The organism is Thermosynechococcus sp. FA-CM-4201, from assembly GCF_054689355.1.
Genome location: NZ_CP079920.1, coordinates 1,293,651 through 1,310,804 on the forward strand (window position 1 = coordinate 1,293,651; position 17,154 = coordinate 1,310,804).

Here is a 17,154-nt window from a genome sequence, read left to right on the forward strand (position 1 = left end):
GCCTTATCTATATTAGAACGGAATTTTCCGAGCAGGAGTTTCGTAACCCTCTGTAACGATTATTTTTCTAAGCGCACGGCATACCACTGAAGGTAGCCACCATTGGGTAATTGCAGTTCACAACCCGTTGTCATGAGGTAGTGGGCACGACTTTCCACATCGGGCAAAGCAAGTAGATCCGGCGTTAGGGAAACCTCGGTTCCTGTTAGATACTCCACCAGCTTGGCCTGTAGCTCCATGGGCGTGAGAAAGGTCTCATCGCTGGCACTGGATTCGAGGACAACGTACATTTCTTCAGTGAACATGGCTCATGTGGCTAGGTTTGATGACGATTGATATTTTTCGATCTCTTTAGCGGGTTTTGCGCCTCTTACTGGGCTGGCAGGGCAAACATCTGTACAGCATAGACCTCGCCCCGTGCTGCATTCAAAGCAATGCCAAAGCCAAAACGGGTAAATTCAGGCCGCAGGATATTTTGGCGGTGCCCCTCACTATACATCCAGCCTTTTTGGAAACGCTCAATCAGTTTGTAGTTGAGCACCAAGCCGGGGGTGCCCTTCTGCTCCATGATATTTTCACCGACGCCGCCGCGTCCCCCCAAGGCAATAAAGCGATCCATTGGCGATTGCCCCTCGGGGTTGGTGTGGCTAAAGTATTGGCGTTTGAGCATATCCTCGGCATGGCGTTGTGCTGCCTCTGTCAGTAACTCATCGGCAACAAGGGGTGGCAGTCCATTGAGCTGGCGATCGCGATTCACCAATTGCAGGGCAAAAGCCTGTATTTCCGCAAGGGAGCGTTTTGGCTGAGCAGCAATGACATCCACCTGTGGCGCACCAATTTGCCAGTCTTGCCCGCCTTGACCGTTGTTGAGGTAAAAATACTCCTTGGCCGCTGCAAGGGCAATGCCGAGCATTAAGGTGACGTACAAGAAGACCTGTAGGCGTTGTTGATTGAGGCGGCGGCCAGCCATGGCTGAGAAGCTTGTTGATCTATTGCCAGTGTATGCGAGCAAGTGCGGAATCCCCTACATTTTCTGCCATTGCCCTGAGCTTATTTTCCACAGTATTGTGAACAATGGCTTGAAGTCTGCCAAGTTTGCAGTCCCTCAATCATTACCTCCAAGTTACTAAAGGATAGCCACCCATGGCAAAATTAGTCGCATTTCATGAAGAGTCCCGGCGATCGCTCGAACGCGGAATTAATGCCCTTGCCGATGCCGTGAAAATTACCCTTGGCCCCAAAGGCCGCAACGTGGTGCTTGAGAAAAAGTATGGTGCACCGCAAATTGTCAACGATGGTGTGACGATCGCCAAGGAAATCGAACTGGAAGATGCCTACGAAAATACCGGCGCCCAACTGATTCGGGAAGTGGCCGCCAAAACCAATGATGTTGTCGGCGATGGCACAACCACTGCCACCCTCCTTGCCCAAGCGCTGATCCGTGAAGGCCTGAAAAACGTCGCTGCCGGCGCCAACCCCATTGCCCTCAAACGCGGCATGGAAAAAGCAATTAAAACAATTGTTGAGGGCATTGCCGAAGTGGCCAAACCCGTTGAAGGGGACATGATTGCCCAAGTGGCGAGTGTCTCAGCCGGTAATGACCCCGAAGTGGGAGCCATGATTGGTGAAGCCATGGCCAAAGTCGGCAAAGATGGCGTGATCACCATTGAAGAATCAAAATCCCTGAATACAGAAATGGAAATTGTCGAGGGGATGCAGTTTGATCGCGGTTACATCTCCCCCTACTTTGTCACCGATCCAGAGCGGATGATTGTCCAACTCAACAATGCCTATCTGCTCCTGACGGACAAGAAAATTACCAGCATCCAAGACCTGATTCCCACCTTAGAAAGAGTGGCTCGCAGTGGTCGTCCCCTCGTGATCATTGCTGAAGATGTGGAAGGCGAGGCCCTCGCCACACTGGTGGTGAATAAACTGCGGGGCGTCCTCAATGTTGTTGCTGTCAAAGCCCCGGCCTTTGGCGAACGGCGTAAAGCGATGCTGCAAGACATTGCCATTCTCACGGGCGGTCAAGTCATTTCTGAGGAAGTGGGACTGACCCTAGATGATGTGGAAATCACCATGCTAGGAGAAGCCGCCTCCGTCACCGTGACCAAAGACACCACCACCCTTGTGTCAGAGAAAGGCAATAAAGCCGATATTCAAAAGCGCGTCGAGCAGCTCAAGAAACAGTTGGCCGAGACCGACTCCGAATACGATAAAGAAAAGCTGCAAGAACGCATTGCCAAGCTGGTGGGCGGCGTAGCGGTGATCAAAGTGGGGGCTGCCACCGAAACGGAATTGAAGGATCGCAAACTCCGCCTCGAAGATGCCCTCAATGCCACCAAAGCGGCAGTGGCTGAAGGGATTGTGCCTGGTGGTGGTGTGACCTTGCTTCACTTAGCTAGTCGCATTGATGCCCTGCTGCCTAGCCTCAGTCCCGAAGAACAGACGGGTGCGCGCATTGTTGCCAGTGCCTTAGCAGCACCAGTGGCTCAAATTGCTGACAATGCTGGTGTCGAAGGAGCCGTGGTCGTGGAGAATGTCCGTGCCGGCGACTTCAACTATGGCTTTAATGCCGCAACCGGCACCTATGAAGACCTCGTCAGTGCGGGTATTATTGACCCCGCCAAAGTGGTACGCTCTGCCCTGCAAAATGCCGGTTCGATCGCCGGCATGGTACTGACCACGGAAGCCCTTGTGGTCGAAAAACCGGAACCGAAACCCGCAGCTCCTGCGGATGGCGGCATGGGGGGCATGGGCGGCATGATGTAGGCTCACTGCCCGAATAGTTGGCTATTTTCTCTCCTCTCTAACTGGGGGGAGAGTTTTTTATTGGTGGCTAAAATTGCAGGGCGTTTTGTGTCACTTGGGCGATCGCCTGATCGGTGGCCTTGGGCAGATGGTAATACTTGCCCCCCGCTTGCCGTGCCAATTCCTTGCCCATGCCGGTCGAGACAAACTTATTCTCGGTATCAATCACCAAGAGCTTTAGACCCAAGGCTTGAATTTTAGCGGCAATTTCCAGCACTTCCGCTTTGACATCGGGCTTGGTCTCCGGCGGAATGGTTTCCCCAAGGGAGCGGCTTAGGGGGATATTGCCCCGACCGTCGGTAATGGCCACAATCATCACTTGACCAATTTCACCACTTTGGCGGGCATTCAAGCCCACTCGCACCGCTTGGGTCAGGCCGTGGGCAAGGGGAGAGCCACCCCCACAGGGCAGGGTTTCAAGGCGTCGCCGTGCCGCTTCAATGGATCGGGTAGGGGGTAGGAGCACCTCCGCCTGCTCGCCCCGAAAGGGAATCAGCGCCACCATATCGCGGTTTTGATAGGCTTGGGTCAATAGGCGTAAAACAGCTCCCTTGGCGGAATTCATGCGGTTCAGTGCCATTGAGCCAGAGGCATCGACCACAAAAATAATCAAAGCACCCGCTTTACGTACCAGACGTTTAATTCGCAGATCACTGTTTTCAACAATGACGCGGCGTTGGGGTTGGCGTAGGCGACGGGATTTTTGGTAGGGAGCGGCGCTGCGCAGGGTGGCATCCACAGCAATTCGACCGCCTCGGCCACGGGGCAAAATCGGGCGGATATAGCGACCGCGATCTTGGGAGTAAATCAGGCTGCGACTCCCCGATTTCCCTTGGCGTTGGGTCAGTTGGGCAAAGTAGAGCACCGACTCATCCAAGACCGTGCCATCGGCCTCAAAAACAAATTCCTCAGGAATGGGTGGCGTCTCCTGCTGCTCTTCCGGTGGCGTCTCTGGCTCATCGGGTTCTTCTTCGGGGTCAGACTGCTGATTCTCTGGCGGGGGCGGCGGCGGTGGGGGCGGTTGATCCGGCGGCGGTTCCAGTTGAGTGGCTCGCGGCACAATCACCAGTTCAACAGCGCGGCGTAGATCTTCGGCATTGACTTCGCTGCGGCCATTCAGGGCAGCATGGGCTTTGGCCACCCGCACTGCAAAGAGTTCTGCTCGATGGCCTTGAACACCACCCCGTAGGGCTTCGGTGACGAGATAGGCAATTTGCTGCCGTTGAATTTTCACTTCTTTGAGCCATTCCCGCGCCAGAATAATTTGGGTGCGCAGATCCTCTAGCTCAGCATCGTATTGCTGCAAAAAAGCTTGGGGCGAATCAGCAAATTGAGTGGCATGATCCACCGCTGCAACCCGCTCATCTAAACCGAGAACCGTATCCGCCGATAGGGCGATCGCAAACCGATCCAGCAGATGGGGTGGCACTTCCCCCTCATCGGGGTTAAACGTGGCAATTAAAAGCGGACGACAGGGGTGATCCAGGCTAATCCCCTCCCGTTCAATTTGGTTGCGGCCAGCACTGAGCACTGCCATCAGCACATTGGCCAATTGCTCATCCAAGAGATTGATTTCATCCACATAGAGCACCCCGCGGTGGGCTGCCGCCAATAGGCCGGGCTGAAAGACCGCTTCGCCCCGCTGCACCGATTGACTTACATCCACGGCTCCCAAGAGGCGATCCTCGGTGACCCCTAGGGGAATTTGCACAAAGGGGGCTGGAATGACTTTCGTGGTCAACGCGACATCGGGATGGCTTTGGCGCCAAGCTTGCAAGCGGCTATCCCAGTCTTGGGGGCGTTCCGGGTCGGGGTTGGCAATGATCGGTACGGGGATCTCCCCCTGATCAATGACTTCAATCGGGGGCAATAGGGCATGAATACCTCGCGCAAGGACGGATTTGGCAGTCCCCCGCCGCCCCGCAATGATCACCCCGCCCAAACCGGGATCAACGGCGGCCAACAGCAGTGCCAGTTTAATAGCCTCTTGGCCAATGATGGCAGTGATGGGAAAGGGGGCGATCGCGAGCGTCATTGAATCCCTGTTGAAGGTAAACAGCAGTCGTCATCATCTATCTTACCGAGGGTGGAAACCCTTTCCCGCCTCCTTGGCTAGACTGGAGTTAAAAGCCATGGGGAAGCCTACTAATGAAATCCTTTGGGCAGACAATTGCTGCTGTGACCCTGTTAATCCTGACACCGCTGGCGGCATTGGCTCGTCCCCTCTCCTGTCGCTCCTATGAGAGTACCTTTGTGGCCACGGAGACTCGCAGTTATTGGGTGAATATCTGTGGGGGCGATCGCCCCGCCTACTATATGGCGCGACACAAGCAGGATCCCCGCCTATCGATTCGGTTGCCCCTGCGGGATTGGAGTCCTCAAGGGTACTATTTTGAGGCGGTCAATGGCGAGTACACGTATCTATTGACCAAAACCCCCCGCGGGATGTTCTTGACCGTGAATCGTGGTACCCATGAGCTGCTGCGGGAACCTGTTTTGGAGCCGTGGTAAGCAAAGGAGCCAAATTGGTTAAAATGAGTTCTTGTTAGCTGAGGCCGCCCTATGGCAGAAGAGATTTTCAATACTGCGGTGATTACGTTTACGCTGGTTCTGGTTGGTTTAGGCGCAGGCTACCTGCTGTTGCGCTTGACCCCCGACGATTAGCCACCCAATGCCCCTAGCCGGCAAAGAGCACCAGCCACAGGGGCAATAAAAGAATTAAGGCAAAAAGACTAGTCAAAATTAAGCTGGCGGCAAAGGCGCGATCTAAGTGATACACATCCGCCAAGATCAGCGTCATAAAGGCCGGGGGCATTCCTGCTTGCAGTACCATTCCTAGGCGCGGCGGCCCTGTGACCCCGATCAGGGTTAAGCCTATTCCCAGCAGCAGTGGCACCAACAGCATCTTGATGGTCAGACAGGGAATTATCCGCTGCCACTGGAGCTTGAGGGGGGCTTCCCCAAGGCAGATCCCCATATAGATAAGGCCAGCAATCACCATTAACCATGCCAAGGTCAGAAGTCCCTGTTGGGCGATCGCCGGTAGGGGATGTTGTCGCAGCAGCAGTCCGATGCCGACACACCAGAGGGTTGGATTACGGCCAATGTGCCACAGCAGTTTTGAGATGGAAATTGAGCGATCGCCTTCGACATACCGTAGGTAATCGCCAAAACTCGCCGCCACGCCAATGCCAGCACTATAGGAAATGAGAAGCGTCCCCATCAGATCAAAAAACAACGCCCAGCTAAAGTGATCCTGCCCCAGCAGTCGCCAAGTGATGGGAAAGCCAATAAAACCTGTATTGCCCACCATGGTCGCCAAGAGAAAACTGCCCTGCTCCTGCCGCGTGTGAGCGGGATATTGCTGTAACCACAGCCATGCCAAGCTGACGCCGATCCCCATCCCTAGCCAGGCCAATAGAGGAGCCAACGTACTGTGACCTGTAATCGTGGTGGTGACAATAAAACTAAATGCCGTGAGGGGCGTCCCCACCCAGAATAACCCTTGCGCTAGCCAAGCCCCCGTCGTTGGTGGCAAAAAGCGGCTGCTGCCATAGCCAATGCCCATGCACAGAAAGATTAAGCCGTAGAGTTCAGCGAGGGTCGGCAGTAGGGTAAGGAGAACTTTCACGGGAAAAAGACGCCCCTTGGGACAGGAATTCTGGCTTGACTTTGGCCAAAAAGACCAGCAGTGAAGCCGTGACCACTCCTTCCAACATAGCAAGGGGCAAATGGGCAATCCCAAGGGCAGCGATCGCTAGCCATTCCCGCTGTTGATCCAAGGTTGCTGGCAGGCTCAAGAGAATCACTGCGCCAAATAAGAAAACGGCCAACAGCACAGCCCCCGCCCCAAGGAGAAACCCGAGGAGCGATCGCCCCCTTGGCGGACAGCGATGCCACACTCCCCGAAAAATAGCCGCCGCCAGCAGCGCTGGTATCCCCATGATTAGGGCATTCAGGCCTAGGGTGGTCAAGCCGCCATGACCAAACATCACCGCCTGCAAAAATAACCCCACAACCACCGCAATCATTGCCCCTTCCGCCAACACTGCCCCTAGACTGCCGAGAAACATCAGGTGAACACTGCTGGGGGGCACTGGGATATAGACTGCCGAGGCGGTAAAAAAAGCGGCGGTTAATAGGGCTAATCGCGGGACGATCGCCAGCGGATCCACCGTTGCCCGCTGCAAACGGCGGCAAGACCACCACAGAAGACCACCCGTACCGGCGTAACCCAGTCCACACCATAGGGGCGGCACTAAACCATCGGGGATGTGCATGACTACGACTCCACTGGCAGCCGCCGTCGTGACCAAGCAAAGCAAGCCGTGCCAATGGCACCCCACAGCACTGCCAAAACCATGACTGTGATTTGTGCGGGAGTGTATTGACTCAGGGAAACCGTCCTTGGCGGTTCGGGAACGGCGGTAAGAGCAACTTCAGCCGTTGCTTGGGCATGGGTCGCCACTGGAATCGTGAGTAGGCCGCCATGTCCCCCTTGGCGTACCTGCACCTGCCACTGTCCAGGGCGATCGGGAACAAACTGAAATTCCCCTTGGGCATTGGTCGTACCACTGATGACGGCTTCTTGGGGGCGATCGGGAGCAAAGACCTGTACCGTGGCCTCAGCCATTGGTTGACCACTCTCGTATTGCGCTGTAACACGAATGACCTGCTGTGGTTGGTAGCGCAAATCTACCCCATGGGCAAGCACCTTGGGAACCAGTAGTCCTAGGGTGACGACAGTTGCTAAAACAGTTTTCATAGAGCAATCTCCCGACAGTGACCTTCACCCACATGCCCCAGACTACTCAGGGCTTTACGTAGTGTTTCAAAGTCTTGGGGGCTGAGTTTTTGCTGTAATCCTGTCCAATCAACCGTGACGCCCTCAGGGGTGGCGATCGCCGCAAAAGGGGCAAAGCCCAGTGCATCTCGATTGATCTCAGCGGTTGCCGGTTCAGCCCCATCACCAAAAAGATGGTCAAAATGCAAGGTGATCTCCACATCAGCAGCGCTATTGGCTGCCACAATGCCCTTGCGCTGATCGCCAATGTAGTCGCCACAAACAAAGGCCAAGGGCTGATCCAACGTAATGTCAAAGGGCACCCTGACATCACCCCGCTGCGCTGTGCCCACCAGTTGTAAACTGGGTGCGAGGGTCTGCCACTGCAGCGCATTGAAGTGCCCCACCGCCGCCGCCGCACTGCCCACAAGGGGACGCTGATCACTCACCAAATCCAGCGTCATGGGATCGCTAAACACAACACTCACTTCACTTGCGGGGCGATCGCCTGCCTCAGGATCGAAGGGGGGATTGGTTTGATAGGCAGTCACCGTGCCCAACGTCAAATAGACATGGTCAAACTGGAGCTGCCAGCCATCTTTGGTTGTCCATCCCGTTTGCAAGCGCTCTTCACCATTGGCATAGAGTTGGAGAGTGCCCTTTTGCGAGGTGGGGGCACAACTGGCCAGTAGCACTGTACTGAAAATCGTGACTATCCCTAAACGTCGGTACAGATTCATTCCTTTGATTACGCCCGATCACGCCGAAAAAAGCCACAGAAAGAGCACCCCTGTAGCCAGTGGCAAAAGCAATAAAGACACTCTTCCTACCTTAGAAGGCGCGGCAGCGGTTCTACAATGCACGGGAGGGGGATGGCGTGGCGGTATAGTGTCTTTACAGAACGGAACGTGATGGAGCGAAAAATGAAACGGGTTTGGGGCTGGTTAGGACTTATCCTACTGCTGTGGGGACTGTGGACAGCGCCGAGTTGGGCGGGGTTACAAGACGATCGCTACGATGGGAACATCTTTGCTCTTTATGCTGGCAATGGCTCCTTAGTGCCACCGAAGGTCACCCTAGAGAAATCGCGTCAGAGCGATCGCGCCACATTGCTGCTGTTTTATGTGAACGATAGCCGCGACTGCAAGCAGTTTGCCTCAACCATCTCCCAATTGCAGGGGTACTATGGTCGCGTCACCGATTTCATTGCCATTGATGTCGATGCCTTACCCTTTGGGGCGCAGTTTTCCGCCAATGAAGCGGGCTACTACTACAAAGGCCGAGTGCCGCAAACCCTGATTTTCGATCGCCAAGGCCAATTGCGGCAGGAATTTATCGGTGTGGTGCCCTTTGAAACCCTCGATGACACGTTTCGGGAAATCTTTGATCTGCTCCCGCGATCGCAATCTCTGGAACTGCGGCCGCGTCCTGTGAATGAAATCAATGTGGAACTGGTGCCCCCGACACCTGTCAAAGGGAAGAAGCTGGCCAACGAAACGGTAGAGTAATAGTGAGCTTTGCAGCGAGGTACAAGATGGAGTTACCCACACTACAGGAACGTCTAGCAGTGGTTTTGGCGAAGCGGGAGAGCCTCAAAAAGCTCTTGGAACTGCCCGGCAATGGCACCCTCACCATTGACATTGAATCCGCCCTCGCGGAACTGGATGAATTGATTAGCGACTTCAAGCGCACGTTTCCAGACCTCGACATTCCTGCCTAGGAGGTTCACGATGGTGGAGATTACCAGTCGTTGGGTCAAGGTGGTCAATGGCGATCTGCTAATTGATGCCTACTTAGCCGAGCCTGTTGCCCCCGGCCGTTATCCGGCAGTGATTGTCTTTCAGGAAATTTTTGGCGTCAATGCCCATATTCGCGATGTGACCGAACGCATTGCCCGCGAAGGCTATGTGGCGATCGCCCCCGCCATTTACCAACGCTTTGCCCCCGGCTTTGAAACGGGCTACACCGCTGCTGATATTGATTTGGGGCGGCAGTACAAAAACCAAACCAAAGCCGAGGAACTCCTCAGTGATACCCAAGCCACCATTGCCTATCTGCGCGGCCTCGAAAATGTCGATGGCGATGCCATTGGTACGATTGGCTTTTGCTTTGGCGGTCATGTGGCCTATCTAGTGGCTCAGTTACCGGACATTAAAGCCACGGCCTCATTTTATGGCGCTGGGATTACAACCATGACCCCCGGCGGTGGCCTACCCACCATTGAAATCACACCGAAAATTCGCGGCACGCTCTATGCCTTCTTTGGCGATCGCGACCAAAGTATTCCCATGGAGCAGGTGAAGCAAATTGAAACGGCGCTGCGCCACCACGGCATTCGCCACCACATCTTCATCTATCCAGCAGATCATGGCTTCTTCTGCGATCAACGGGATAGTTACGATGCAGCAGCCGCACGGGATGCGTGGGAACAGGTCAAAGAACTCTTCAACACCGTCCTACGTCAGCAACAGTGAGCCTCATAGCCCTTTTCATGACGATGCAGCATGCTTAACACTGGGAAAGCCACCGTCAGAGAGGTGCAAAGCTCCTTGATGTACGTTGTATTTCAGAAAAGAGCTATATTTTGGAGAAATCTTAATTTGACCCTGTTTCACCTGAATGGGTTCATAGCAAGGGACTATAGTAAAAGTAGAACTGTGTTCCCCATTGCCTAAACAATGCCAAAGGCAGTTGCCAAGCTTTAAGATTCTTTTAAGTCATCTTCTTTATCCCCGCTGTTGCTGTCTATGACTACTCCTGCCCACAAAGTCCTGCTGAAGCAGGGATCCCTTGTTCTCAAGCAGTGTAAAAAAGCCCTTCTTGAACGAGATATGGCTGTGCTTCAGCAGCAGGCACGCATTTTACAAGTTGCAGCAGTGGCATCCCGGCAAACGCTGATTGAGGCGGAAGCGCGGCTCTTGGAGCAGGCAGCCCAGCAAAATCAACCCCGGCGAGCAGCGGAAATTCTGATGAAAATTAAAGAATGCTTGGTTGCCCTAGCGGGGGATCAGCGTGACTTTGACAGCCTGCCAGGCGTGGCAGCAGAAACTGAGGCACCTGCGAAAAAGCCCCCCTTTATCCAGCGTCCCCATGATGACAGCTACACGAAACGCTTGGGGAACTATCTGGTTGAGGCAGAATTGGTGACACCCGCACAAATTGAAGTCGCCTTAGCCGATCAGCGAGCAACAGGGGCAAGACTCGGCGATATTTTGGTCGCACGGGGATGGTTGCGCAAGGGCACGATTGAGTTCATTATGGAGCGCGTCGTCTTACCCGAGCGCCGTCGTCAGGAGGCAGAAACCCCCTCTTCGCCATCAACCTCTCCAGCGGCTCAATCGCCCCGCACACCCCCCGCTGGTGGTATTTCAGTGAATGACCGGGCAACCTTCATTGATAGCGGCTATTGAGGTTCTCTGTTAAGGACGTACCCTGTGGCGATCGCGTATTCTCCGAAGGTCTTGGAACGGGGCGATCGCGCCCTGCGCTGTAGTCCCTTTTTGCCCCCCTTGTTTCAGACAATGCAGCAGCGGAGTGTGGCACTCCTAGAAATTGTGGGCGAAGCGGGTCTCAAATCTGGATTCACGCGATCGCCTTTGCCTGTGCTCCTAGCAGAAGCAGAGTTGGACTGGTTGATCCGCGTCGGTTTACTGCGCCGCGAAGTGGATGGCCAAGGCCTCACCGATCGCTATCGCCTCACTCCCTTGGGGCAACAGTTAATTCAACGTTATAGTCAACCCACATGGTCGGCCTCTTGGGGCGATCGCTGGCGCAATCAACTCAGTCGCTGGTGGGGAATGTAACGGTTCTGTAACGACCTGTAACGCATCGGTGATTTTCGCTACCATGCTTTATGAGTGCCGTTAGCAAGAGCGAGACGCAGCTTTTTATGGTTAATACCGTCGCCAAACCAGAGTTTGAAGAACTGCGGCCGGGCATTAAAGCTCCCGCCAAGGAAACCATCCTCACGCCCCGCTTCTACACCACTGACTTTGAAGCGATGGCCAATATGGACATTACTGAAAACAAAGCAGAACTTCAGGCCATCCTTGAGGAATTCCGCTGCGACTACAACCGCCACCACTTTGTGCGGGATGAAGAATTTGAACAGTCTTGGGATCATATTGATGGCGAAACCCGCCAGTTATTTATTGAATTTTTGGAGCGCTCCTGCACAGCGGAATTTTCTGGCTTTCTCCTCTACAAAGAACTCAGCCGCAAGCTGAAGGATCGCAACCCTCTACTGGCGGAGTGCTTTGCCCTCATGTCTCGCGATGAAGCCCGCCACGCAGGGTTCCTCAACAAAGCCATGTCCGACTTCAACCTATCGTTGGATCTCGGCTTTTTGACGCAGCACCGCAGCTACACCTACTTCGAACCGGAATTCATCTTCTACGCCACCTACCTCTCCGAGAAAATTGGTTACTGGCGCTACATTACGATCTATCGCCATCTGGAAAAACACCCCGAACATCGCATCTACCCCATCTTCCGCTTCTTTGAAAACTGGTGCCAAGACGAAAACCGCCATGGTGACTTCTTTGATGCCGTCATGCGTGCCCAACCGCAAATGCTGGATCGTCCGCGCACCTTCTGGCAAAAGATTAAGGAAATTCCCCTGTCCCTCTCTGGCAAGAAATGGGCACGCTACTTCATGGTCTGCTGGCTGCCGCCGAAACTGTGGTGCCGCTTCTTCCTGCTGTCGGTCTTTGCCACAATGTACCTCAACGATTTGCAGCGGGCGAAGTTCTATGCCGCCATTGGCTTGGATGCCCGTGAGTATGATCGCGAGGTGATTGCCAAAACCAATGAAACTGCAGGCCGTGTTTTCCCGGTGATTCTTGATGTCGATCATCCAGAGTTTTATCAGCGGCTAGAGCGGTGTGTCGAAAACAACGCCAAGCTGACAGAAATTAGCAAGCAAAATGGCGGATTCCTCAAGAAACTTCCCTTCTATCTCTCGAACGTGTGGCAAATGATCAAGTTATTCTTGATCCCGGCCAAGGAACCGACACCGGCGGCGGTGCGTTAATTTCCTCTGCGGCTTAAAAATATAGTGATCTCCATGGGTTGCGTCTGCGGACGTAACCTTTTTTTCATTTTTCCTACAATTGATGTCCGTATTATTACGGAGTGTTGCGGGAGTATGAAAAGAATCTAAAAGCACTTTTGACCACCGGGGATCGCTAAAACTGACTCTCTAGGCTGCTTTGCCCCTGTGATCGCTGCAAAAGTCGCTGAGGGGAATTTCATAGGATGGAAGGTAGAGAGCCTAAAGATTTTACTTCGGAGTTGATCCCCGCGATGGACAGCCCAATTGTCACTCCCACAACTTGCCGCTTTTGCCGCTTCTATTATTCCGAAGGGCGGCGGGGTGGTACCTGCGAAAAATTGAATGTGCCGGTACGGGGGTTTTGGCGGGCCTGTCCCTTGGCGGCAGCCATCCCTAGCCGTGAACATCAGCCAGCGATCGCGACAAGCCCATCCACCACGGCTAGCCCCTTGAGTGCGTTCGTATTTTTCTCTGAGGATGATCCCGAAGCCATTGAGTGACCTCAGCAAGGGTGGGTTGACCAGCGATCGCCCCCCGTTTTGTTGTCACTAGCGCCCCCACCACCGTGGCAAATTCTAGACAAGCAGCCTGCCATTGGGGGTCACGGTAGGTTTCCGAGCTGCCCTGCAATAATTGGGCAATCCAACCCGCAACAAAGCCATCGCCGGCACCGGTGGTATCCACTACGGGCATGGCGGGTGGTTGTAATTCCCCTTGATTTCCGTGCCAGCAGTAGCGAATAGCTTGATCCCCATCAGTAATGACCACGGCATGGTCAGGTGCCATCCCCCAAAGGGCACGATAGACAACTTGGGGATCACTGTCAGAGAAAAATAATTCCGCCTCTTCCTTGGCCAGTTTCAGAAAATGCGCCTGTGCCAGAAAAGAACGAATGCGTTCAGGAGCAGCGCTCGCATCCGGCCAAAAGATTGGTCGCCAGTTGGCATCAATAAGAATAAAGGCACCGTTTTGCCGCAGTTGCTGTACCAGATGTTCAATCGTGGTGGCGGTGGGTTCACTGGCTAGTCCGAGGGTGCCGGTAACGAAAAATCGTGCCCCAGTTAGGAATGATGGCGAGACTTGCTGGCCATAGAACTGCATATCAGCAAAGACAGAAGTTCCCGCTGGCGCAAATCCCACAAACTGGCGATCGCCCCCCAGCAGTTGAACACGCACTTGCCGCGTCGGTACCCCAGCCACCCGCTCGATCGCTTCGATATTGACGCCCAAGGCAGCTAATTCAGTACAGGCTTGCTCCCCCAAGGCATCGTCCCCCACAGCTCCCAAAAAGGCGGCACTCACCCCCAACTTCACCAAACCACAGGCCACATTGGCCGGGGCACCGCCAAGAAAACACTGCGGGGGATCAGGGGGCACTTCTAAACAGTCAAAGAGGACTTCGCCAGCACAGAGGACAGTGGGTTGGGACATCGCTAATGATTCGCTATAGGGCAATTTAGTTTTTTCTATTGATCCCTAGCCTAGCGATCGCTAGGGGAGTGTGTCAAAATGGTAGCGATTCCAAGATCGAGGGACACTGCAACCGTGTTTGTTCTCAGTGGTTACGAGTATTTTCTCGGCTTTTTGATTATCTGTGGTCTGGTACCCGTACTGGCTTTAGCTGCCTCTGCGCTATTGCGTCCTAAATCGGGGCGGATGATCCGCTTAACGACCTACGAATCGGGGATGGAACCCATTGGTGGCGCGTGGATTCAGTTCAATGTGCGCTACTACATGTTTGCCCTCGTCTTTGTCATTTTCGATGTGGAGACGGTTTTTTTATATCCTTGGGCGGTGGCCTTCCATCAGTTGGGCTTACTGGCTTTTATCGAAGCCTTGATTTTCATTGCCATTCTGATCGTGGCTCTGGTGTATGCGTGGCGCAAACGTGCCCTTGAATGGTCTTGAGTGAGTGGATAGCAGTTTAGGTTGGAGCAGCGAACATGAGTGACACCCCCGAAGCCCCCATTGTTGAAGCTGGCCCTGTGTGCCGCCTCTTACAGTCTCAAAACCTGAGTGTGGAATCCCTCGGTACCGATGCCTCTGGCGTAGAAATCATCAAAGTTGATCGCGATCGCCTGCTGGCGGTGTGCCAAGCCCTCTATGCCGATGGCTTTAACTATTTGCAGTGCCAAGCCGCCTATGATTCAGGCCCTGGCCAAGACTTGGTGAGCACATACCACCTGATCAAGCTCAGTGATAATGCCGATCGCCCCCCAGAGGTGCGGATTAAGGTCTTTGTCCCCCGCGATGATGCCCGTGTGCCCTCGGTCTATTGGATTTGGAAAACCGCTGACTGGCAAGAGCGCGAATCCTACGATATGTTTGGCATTGTCTATGAGGGGCACCCAAATTTGAAGCGCATCCTCATGCCCGAGGATTGGGTGGGCTGGCCGCTGCGTAAAGACTACATCACCCCTGACTTCTACGAGTTGCAGGAAGCCTACTAAGCTCCCTTGGTTCCCACTGATGCTGCCTATTGGTACAGTTGGTCACAGGTACCCGGCCTTGGCCCGGTGTTGCTCAAACGCCTCTGGCAGCACTTTGGGGACTTGCAAACTGCTTGGGAAGCGTCCCTAGAAACCTTAGGAAAAGTAGAGGGCATTGGTGCCAAACTCCAAGGGGCGATCGCCCACCATCGTCAGCAGTGCCAACCCCTCGCCCTCTACGAGCACCACTGTCAGCAAAATCCCCACCATTGGGTGCTGAGTGACCCCCAGTATCCACCCCTGCTGCGGGAAATTCCCGATCCGCCGCCCTTGCTCTACTATGGTGGGACTCGCATTTTAGAACTCCTGAGTCAACTCACACCAACCGTTGCCATTGTTGGTACCCGTGATCCTTCAGAATATGCGCAGCGTTGGGCGCACAAGCTGGGGCATGCCCTTGCTCAAGCTGGGTTTATTGTTGTTTCCGGCATGGCCGCAGGCATTGATGGCGCGGCGCATCGCGGCTGTCTAGAAGCTGGCGGTGCCACACTGGCTGTCTTAGCCACGGGGGTGGATATGATCTACCCACCGGAAAATCGTTCGCTTTATTACCAGATTCGTGAACGCGGAGGATTCTTGAGCGAGTACCCTAGGGGGGTGGGTGCCGATCGCCCCCAATTTCCCCGCCGCAACCGCATCATTGCTGGCCTGTGCCGTGCGGTGATTATTGCCGAGGCTCCCTACAAATCGGGTGCCCTAATCACTGCTCGCTATGCTGCTGAGTATGGTCGCGATGTCTATGTCCTGCCGGGGCATCTCGATAACCACCGTGCCAAGGGTGCCCTAAGTCTGGTGAATCAAGGGGCACAGATTATCTTGGGAGAAGAAGCTCTCCTCGAACAATTGGGGCATACACCCCCCCTTGATCCAAAACTCTTCTCAGCCCCACCCCCAACGCTATCGCCCCCCCAGCAACAGATTCTCGAGGCGATTCAACAACTGAGCCAAGGCGGCAATAGTGTTGCCTTTGATGACATTGTGCAACGGGTACCCTTGGAAACAGGGGTGGTGATGGCAGAACTGATGCACTTGGAGCTAGCGGGTTGGGTGGAGCAGCAGCCGGGGAATCGCTATCGCAAAACTAGCCGTTAAAACCTTTAGCTTGGAGGCTGAAATGACAAACTCCCAAAACCTACAACATCCTCGCGAGGCCCAAGATCGGTTAGTCCTCGAGCGCCTGCGGCAAGAGGGCATCAGTGACTACAACCTAGCGGAGTTGGGACGATTGCTGATTCGCTACGATGGCTTTCCGGGTGCCGAAACGAATAAGAAGTTAATGGCAGAGCTGCTAGAAAAATGGCAACTCACTGAGGAAGAACTTTTTGAGCGTACCCGTGCCATTCACGCTCGCGGCGGCGTTTACAAGGTGGGCAGCAATAAACGGGAGGACTGGACTTAGATTTCTATGCCGTACAGGCGATCAAGGGTACGAAAGTCCTTTTCAGCTTCTTGCCAAAGGAGTCGGTTATCCGGATCGGCCTTCAGCGCACGATGCAGGTACTCCCGTGCCGCTTGGGGCTGGCGATCGCGAATGAGTTGCCGCGCCCAGCACTGATAGGTGACAGCTTGCCACTGGCGTACTTCGGCATCTTGGGGCAGCCGACTGGCCAACCCTTCCACAAGGGATAGGGCACGTTGATAGCAGCGATATTTGAGAAATTCCTGAAGTTGGCGATAGCTGGCGTGCTTTAGTTCAATCTCAAAGGCTGAGAGAGGTGGCGGTGTCTGCGGCGGGGGAGATTGGGGTTCTGATTTAACAGGGGTAGGCCGAAAGGTGGGCAGTACTCGCACTAATTTTTCATAGGCCTGTTGGAGGAGAATAAACTTCTCATGGGCAGTGCGATCGCCGGGGTTGACATCGGGATGATAGCGTCGCGCTAGCCGTCGGTAGGCGGATTTCACTTGGGCTAAGGACGCCCCTTGTGGCAACTCCAGAATGCGATAGCACTCTTCTAAATTCATTCCCCAGGGCACAACATGACATCTGCTTTGCATTGTCGGATGTTCACTTCGGT

23 protein-coding genes are annotated in these 17,154 nt (G+C 54.3%); 14 read left to right on the forward strand and 9 right to left on the reverse strand.

Going from position 1 to position 17,154, the window contains the following annotated elements:
* Positions 1-59: 59 nt before the first annotated feature.
* Positions 60-305, reverse strand: a complete 246-nt coding sequence (locus KV190_RS06290; protein WP_460195082.1) for a CRR7 family NDH-1 assembly protein — start codon at positions 303-305, stop codon at positions 60-62.
* A 65-nt stretch (positions 306-370) separates the two neighbouring features.
* Entirely contained in the window at positions 371-970 is a 600-nt protein-coding gene (locus KV190_RS06295) for a CAP domain-containing protein (protein ID WP_460195084.1), read from the reverse strand.
* A gap of 173 nt (positions 971-1,143) precedes the next feature.
* Between KV190_RS06295 and groL the strand changes: the two genes are divergently transcribed.
* Entirely contained in the window at positions 1,144-2,775 is a 1,632-nt protein-coding gene (groL, locus tag KV190_RS06300) for a chaperonin GroEL (RefSeq protein ID WP_460195086.1), read from the forward strand.
* Between the two features lie 67 nt (positions 2,776-2,842).
* Here the strand turns inward: groL and bchD are convergent, their stop codons facing one another.
* Positions 2,843-4,849 (reverse strand): magnesium chelatase ATPase subunit D, encoded by a 2,007-nt coding sequence (bchD, locus tag KV190_RS06305; protein WP_460195087.1) that lies wholly within the window; start codon positions 4,847-4,849, stop codon positions 2,843-2,845.
* Between the two features lie 113 nt (positions 4,850-4,962).
* Between bchD and KV190_RS06310 the strand changes: the two genes are divergently transcribed.
* The gene (locus tag KV190_RS06310) at positions 4,963-5,325 is read left to right on the forward strand and encodes a hypothetical protein (RefSeq protein WP_460195089.1); all 363 of its coding nucleotides are present in this window, start codon (positions 4,963-4,965) and stop codon (positions 5,323-5,325) included.
* Positions 5,326-5,376: 51 nt separating this feature from the next.
* A complete protein-coding gene (petM, locus tag KV190_RS06315) occupies positions 5,377-5,478 on the forward strand; it encodes a cytochrome b6-f complex subunit PetM (RefSeq protein WP_011057256.1) in 102 nt (33 codons plus the stop codon).
* A 13-nt stretch (positions 5,479-5,491) separates the two neighbouring features.
* On the opposite strand, the gene KV190_RS06320 is transcribed toward petM, so the two are convergent.
* The 4 genes from KV190_RS06320 to KV190_RS06335 are packed head-to-tail and all read right to left on the reverse strand — an operon-like array spanning position 5,492 to position 8,337.
* Positions 5,492-6,445 carry an AEC family transporter gene (locus KV190_RS06320; RefSeq protein ID WP_460195090.1) on the reverse strand — a complete coding sequence of 318 codons (954 nt, stop codon included), beginning with the start codon at positions 6,443-6,445 and terminating at the stop codon, positions 5,492-5,494.
* Positions 6,408-7,094 carry a cobalt transporter CbiM gene (gene cbiM / locus KV190_RS06325; RefSeq protein WP_460195091.1) on the reverse strand — a complete coding sequence of 229 codons (687 nt, stop codon included), beginning with the start codon at positions 7,092-7,094 and terminating at the stop codon, positions 6,408-6,410. Before cbiM ends, KV190_RS06320 begins: the two co-directional genes overlap by 38 nt.
* Positions 7,095-7,096: 2 nt before the next feature.
* Positions 7,097-7,579 (reverse strand): carboxypeptidase regulatory-like domain-containing protein, encoded by a 483-nt coding sequence (locus KV190_RS06330; RefSeq protein ID WP_460195092.1) that lies wholly within the window; start codon positions 7,577-7,579, stop codon positions 7,097-7,099.
* Entirely contained in the window at positions 7,576-8,337 is a 762-nt protein-coding gene (locus KV190_RS06335; protein WP_460195093.1) for a DUF4382 domain-containing protein, read from the reverse strand. The genes KV190_RS06330 and KV190_RS06335 overlap by 4 nt, the downstream gene beginning before the upstream one ends.
* Before the next feature lie 171 nt (positions 8,338-8,508).
* Between KV190_RS06335 and KV190_RS06340 the strand changes: the two genes are divergently transcribed.
* The 7 genes from KV190_RS06340 to KV190_RS06370 all read left to right on the forward strand — a co-directional run bounded on the left by KV190_RS06340 (position 8,509) and on the right by KV190_RS06370 (position 13,150).
* Positions 8,509-9,105 carry a thylakoid membrane photosystem I accumulation factor gene (locus KV190_RS06340; protein ID WP_460195242.1) on the forward strand — a complete coding sequence of 199 codons (597 nt, stop codon included), beginning with the start codon at positions 8,509-8,511 and terminating at the stop codon, positions 9,103-9,105.
* A gap of 26 nt (positions 9,106-9,131) precedes the next feature.
* Positions 9,132-9,317, forward strand: coding sequence for a hypothetical protein (locus KV190_RS06345; protein ID WP_460195094.1), 186 nt, complete (start codon positions 9,132-9,134; stop codon positions 9,315-9,317).
* A 10-nt stretch (positions 9,318-9,327) separates the two neighbouring features.
* Positions 9,328-10,071, forward strand: coding sequence for a dienelactone hydrolase family protein (locus KV190_RS06350; protein ID WP_181495372.1), 744 nt, complete (start codon positions 9,328-9,330; stop codon positions 10,069-10,071).
* 273 nt (positions 10,072-10,344) lie between these two features.
* Positions 10,345-11,007 (forward strand): hypothetical protein, encoded by a 663-nt coding sequence (locus KV190_RS06355; RefSeq protein ID WP_460195096.1) that lies wholly within the window; start codon positions 10,345-10,347, stop codon positions 11,005-11,007.
* 24 nt (positions 11,008-11,031) lie between these two features.
* On the forward strand, positions 11,032-11,400 hold the full coding sequence (locus tag KV190_RS06360) for an Npun_F0494 family protein (RefSeq protein ID WP_460195097.1): 369 nt from the start codon (positions 11,032-11,034) through the stop codon (positions 11,398-11,400).
* Positions 11,401-11,486: 86 nt separating this feature from the next.
* Positions 11,487-12,629 (forward strand): magnesium-protoporphyrin IX monomethyl ester (oxidative) cyclase, encoded by a 1,143-nt coding sequence (gene acsF / locus KV190_RS06365; protein WP_460195098.1) that lies wholly within the window; start codon positions 11,487-11,489, stop codon positions 12,627-12,629.
* 272 nt (positions 12,630-12,901) lie between these two features.
* Entirely contained in the window at positions 12,902-13,150 is a 249-nt protein-coding gene (locus tag KV190_RS06370) for a hypothetical protein (RefSeq protein ID WP_460195099.1), read from the forward strand.
* Here the strand turns inward: KV190_RS06370 and KV190_RS06375 are convergent.
* Positions 13,092-14,081, reverse strand: coding sequence for a carbohydrate kinase family protein (locus tag KV190_RS06375; RefSeq protein ID WP_460195100.1), 990 nt, complete (start codon positions 14,079-14,081; stop codon positions 13,092-13,094). The two genes, KV190_RS06370 and KV190_RS06375, sit on opposite strands and share 59 nt — an antisense overlap.
* A gap of 114 nt (positions 14,082-14,195) precedes the next feature.
* On the opposite strand from KV190_RS06375, the gene ndhC reads away from it, so the two are divergent.
* From ndhC to KV190_RS06395, 4 genes are read left to right on the forward strand one after another with little or no spacing between them, the layout of a single operon-like run.
* Positions 14,196-14,558 carry a photosynthetic/respiratory NAD(P)H-quinone oxidoreductase subunit C gene (ndhC, locus tag KV190_RS06380; protein WP_460195101.1) on the forward strand — a complete coding sequence of 121 codons (363 nt, stop codon included), beginning with the start codon at positions 14,196-14,198 and terminating at the stop codon, positions 14,556-14,558.
* A gap of 35 nt (positions 14,559-14,593) precedes the next feature.
* On the forward strand, positions 14,594-15,100 hold the full coding sequence (locus tag KV190_RS06385; protein WP_206201193.1) for an NAD(P)H-quinone oxidoreductase subunit J: 507 nt from the start codon (positions 14,594-14,596) through the stop codon (positions 15,098-15,100).
* Between the two features lie 6 nt (positions 15,101-15,106).
* A complete protein-coding gene (gene dprA, locus KV190_RS06390; RefSeq protein WP_460195102.1) occupies positions 15,107-16,231 on the forward strand; it encodes a DNA-processing protein DprA in 1,125 nt (374 codons plus the stop codon).
* A 22-nt stretch (positions 16,232-16,253) separates the two neighbouring features.
* Positions 16,254-16,538, forward strand: a complete 285-nt coding sequence (locus KV190_RS06395; RefSeq protein ID WP_460195103.1) for a DUF3288 family protein — start codon at positions 16,254-16,256, stop codon at positions 16,536-16,538.
* Here the strand turns inward: KV190_RS06395 and KV190_RS06400 are convergent.
* Complete coding sequence (locus KV190_RS06400; RefSeq protein ID WP_460195104.1) at positions 16,535-17,101, reverse strand: J domain-containing protein; 567 nt, start codon at positions 17,099-17,101, stop codon at positions 16,535-16,537. The genes KV190_RS06395 and KV190_RS06400 overlap by 4 nt on opposite strands.
* Positions 17,102-17,154 lie beyond the last annotated feature (53 nt).

Bases quoted from the DNA above. Each gene is read 5' to 3' on its own strand.
- acsF (WP_460195098.1), top strand. From the start codon at position 11,487: ATGGTTAATACCGTCGCCAAACCAGAGTTTGAAGAACTGCGGCCGGGC.
- cbiM (WP_460195091.1), bottom strand. From the start codon at position 7,094: ATGCACATCCCCGATGGTTTAGTGCCGCCCCTATGGTGTGGACTGGGT.
- KV190_RS06345 (WP_460195094.1), top strand. From the start codon at position 9,132: ATGGAGTTACCCACACTACAGGAACGTCTAGCAGTGGTTTTGGCGAAG.
- KV190_RS06375 (WP_460195100.1), bottom strand. From the start codon at position 14,081: ATGTCCCAACCCACTGTCCTCTGTGCTGGCGAAGTCCTCTTTGACTGT.
- KV190_RS06310 (WP_460195089.1), top strand. From the start codon at position 4,963: ATGAAATCCTTTGGGCAGACAATTGCTGCTGTGACCCTGTTAATCCTG.
- KV190_RS06295 (WP_460195084.1), bottom strand. From the start codon at position 970: ATGGCTGGCCGCCGCCTCAATCAACAACGCCTACAGGTCTTCTTGTAC.
- KV190_RS06350 (WP_181495372.1), top strand. From the start codon at position 9,328: ATGGTGGAGATTACCAGTCGTTGGGTCAAGGTGGTCAATGGCGATCTG.
- petM (WP_011057256.1), top strand. From the start codon at position 5,377: ATGGCAGAAGAGATTTTCAATACTGCGGTGATTACGTTTACGCTGGTT.
- KV190_RS06290 (WP_460195082.1), bottom strand. From the start codon at position 305: ATGTTCACTGAAGAAATGTACGTTGTCCTCGAATCCAGTGCCAGCGAT.
- KV190_RS06395 (WP_460195103.1), top strand. From the start codon at position 16,254: ATGACAAACTCCCAAAACCTACAACATCCTCGCGAGGCCCAAGATCGG.
- KV190_RS06330 (WP_460195092.1), bottom strand. From the start codon at position 7,579: ATGAAAACTGTTTTAGCAACTGTCGTCACCCTAGGACTACTGGTTCCC.
- KV190_RS06370 (WP_460195099.1), top strand. From the start codon at position 12,902: ATGGACAGCCCAATTGTCACTCCCACAACTTGCCGCTTTTGCCGCTTC.
- KV190_RS06355 (WP_460195096.1), top strand. From the start codon at position 10,345: ATGACTACTCCTGCCCACAAAGTCCTGCTGAAGCAGGGATCCCTTGTT.
- bchD (WP_460195087.1), bottom strand. From the start codon at position 4,849: ATGACGCTCGCGATCGCCCCCTTTCCCATCACTGCCATCATTGGCCAA.
- KV190_RS06385 (WP_206201193.1), top strand. From the start codon at position 14,594: ATGAGTGACACCCCCGAAGCCCCCATTGTTGAAGCTGGCCCTGTGTGC.
- KV190_RS06335 (WP_460195093.1), bottom strand. From the start codon at position 8,337: ATGAATCTGTACCGACGTTTAGGGATAGTCACGATTTTCAGTACAGTG.
- KV190_RS06340 (WP_460195242.1), top strand. From the start codon at position 8,509: ATGGAGCGAAAAATGAAACGGGTTTGGGGCTGGTTAGGACTTATCCTA.
- KV190_RS06400 (WP_460195104.1), bottom strand. From the start codon at position 17,101: ATGAATTTAGAAGAGTGCTATCGCATTCTGGAGTTGCCACAAGGGGCG.
- groL (WP_460195086.1), top strand. From the start codon at position 1,144: ATGGCAAAATTAGTCGCATTTCATGAAGAGTCCCGGCGATCGCTCGAA.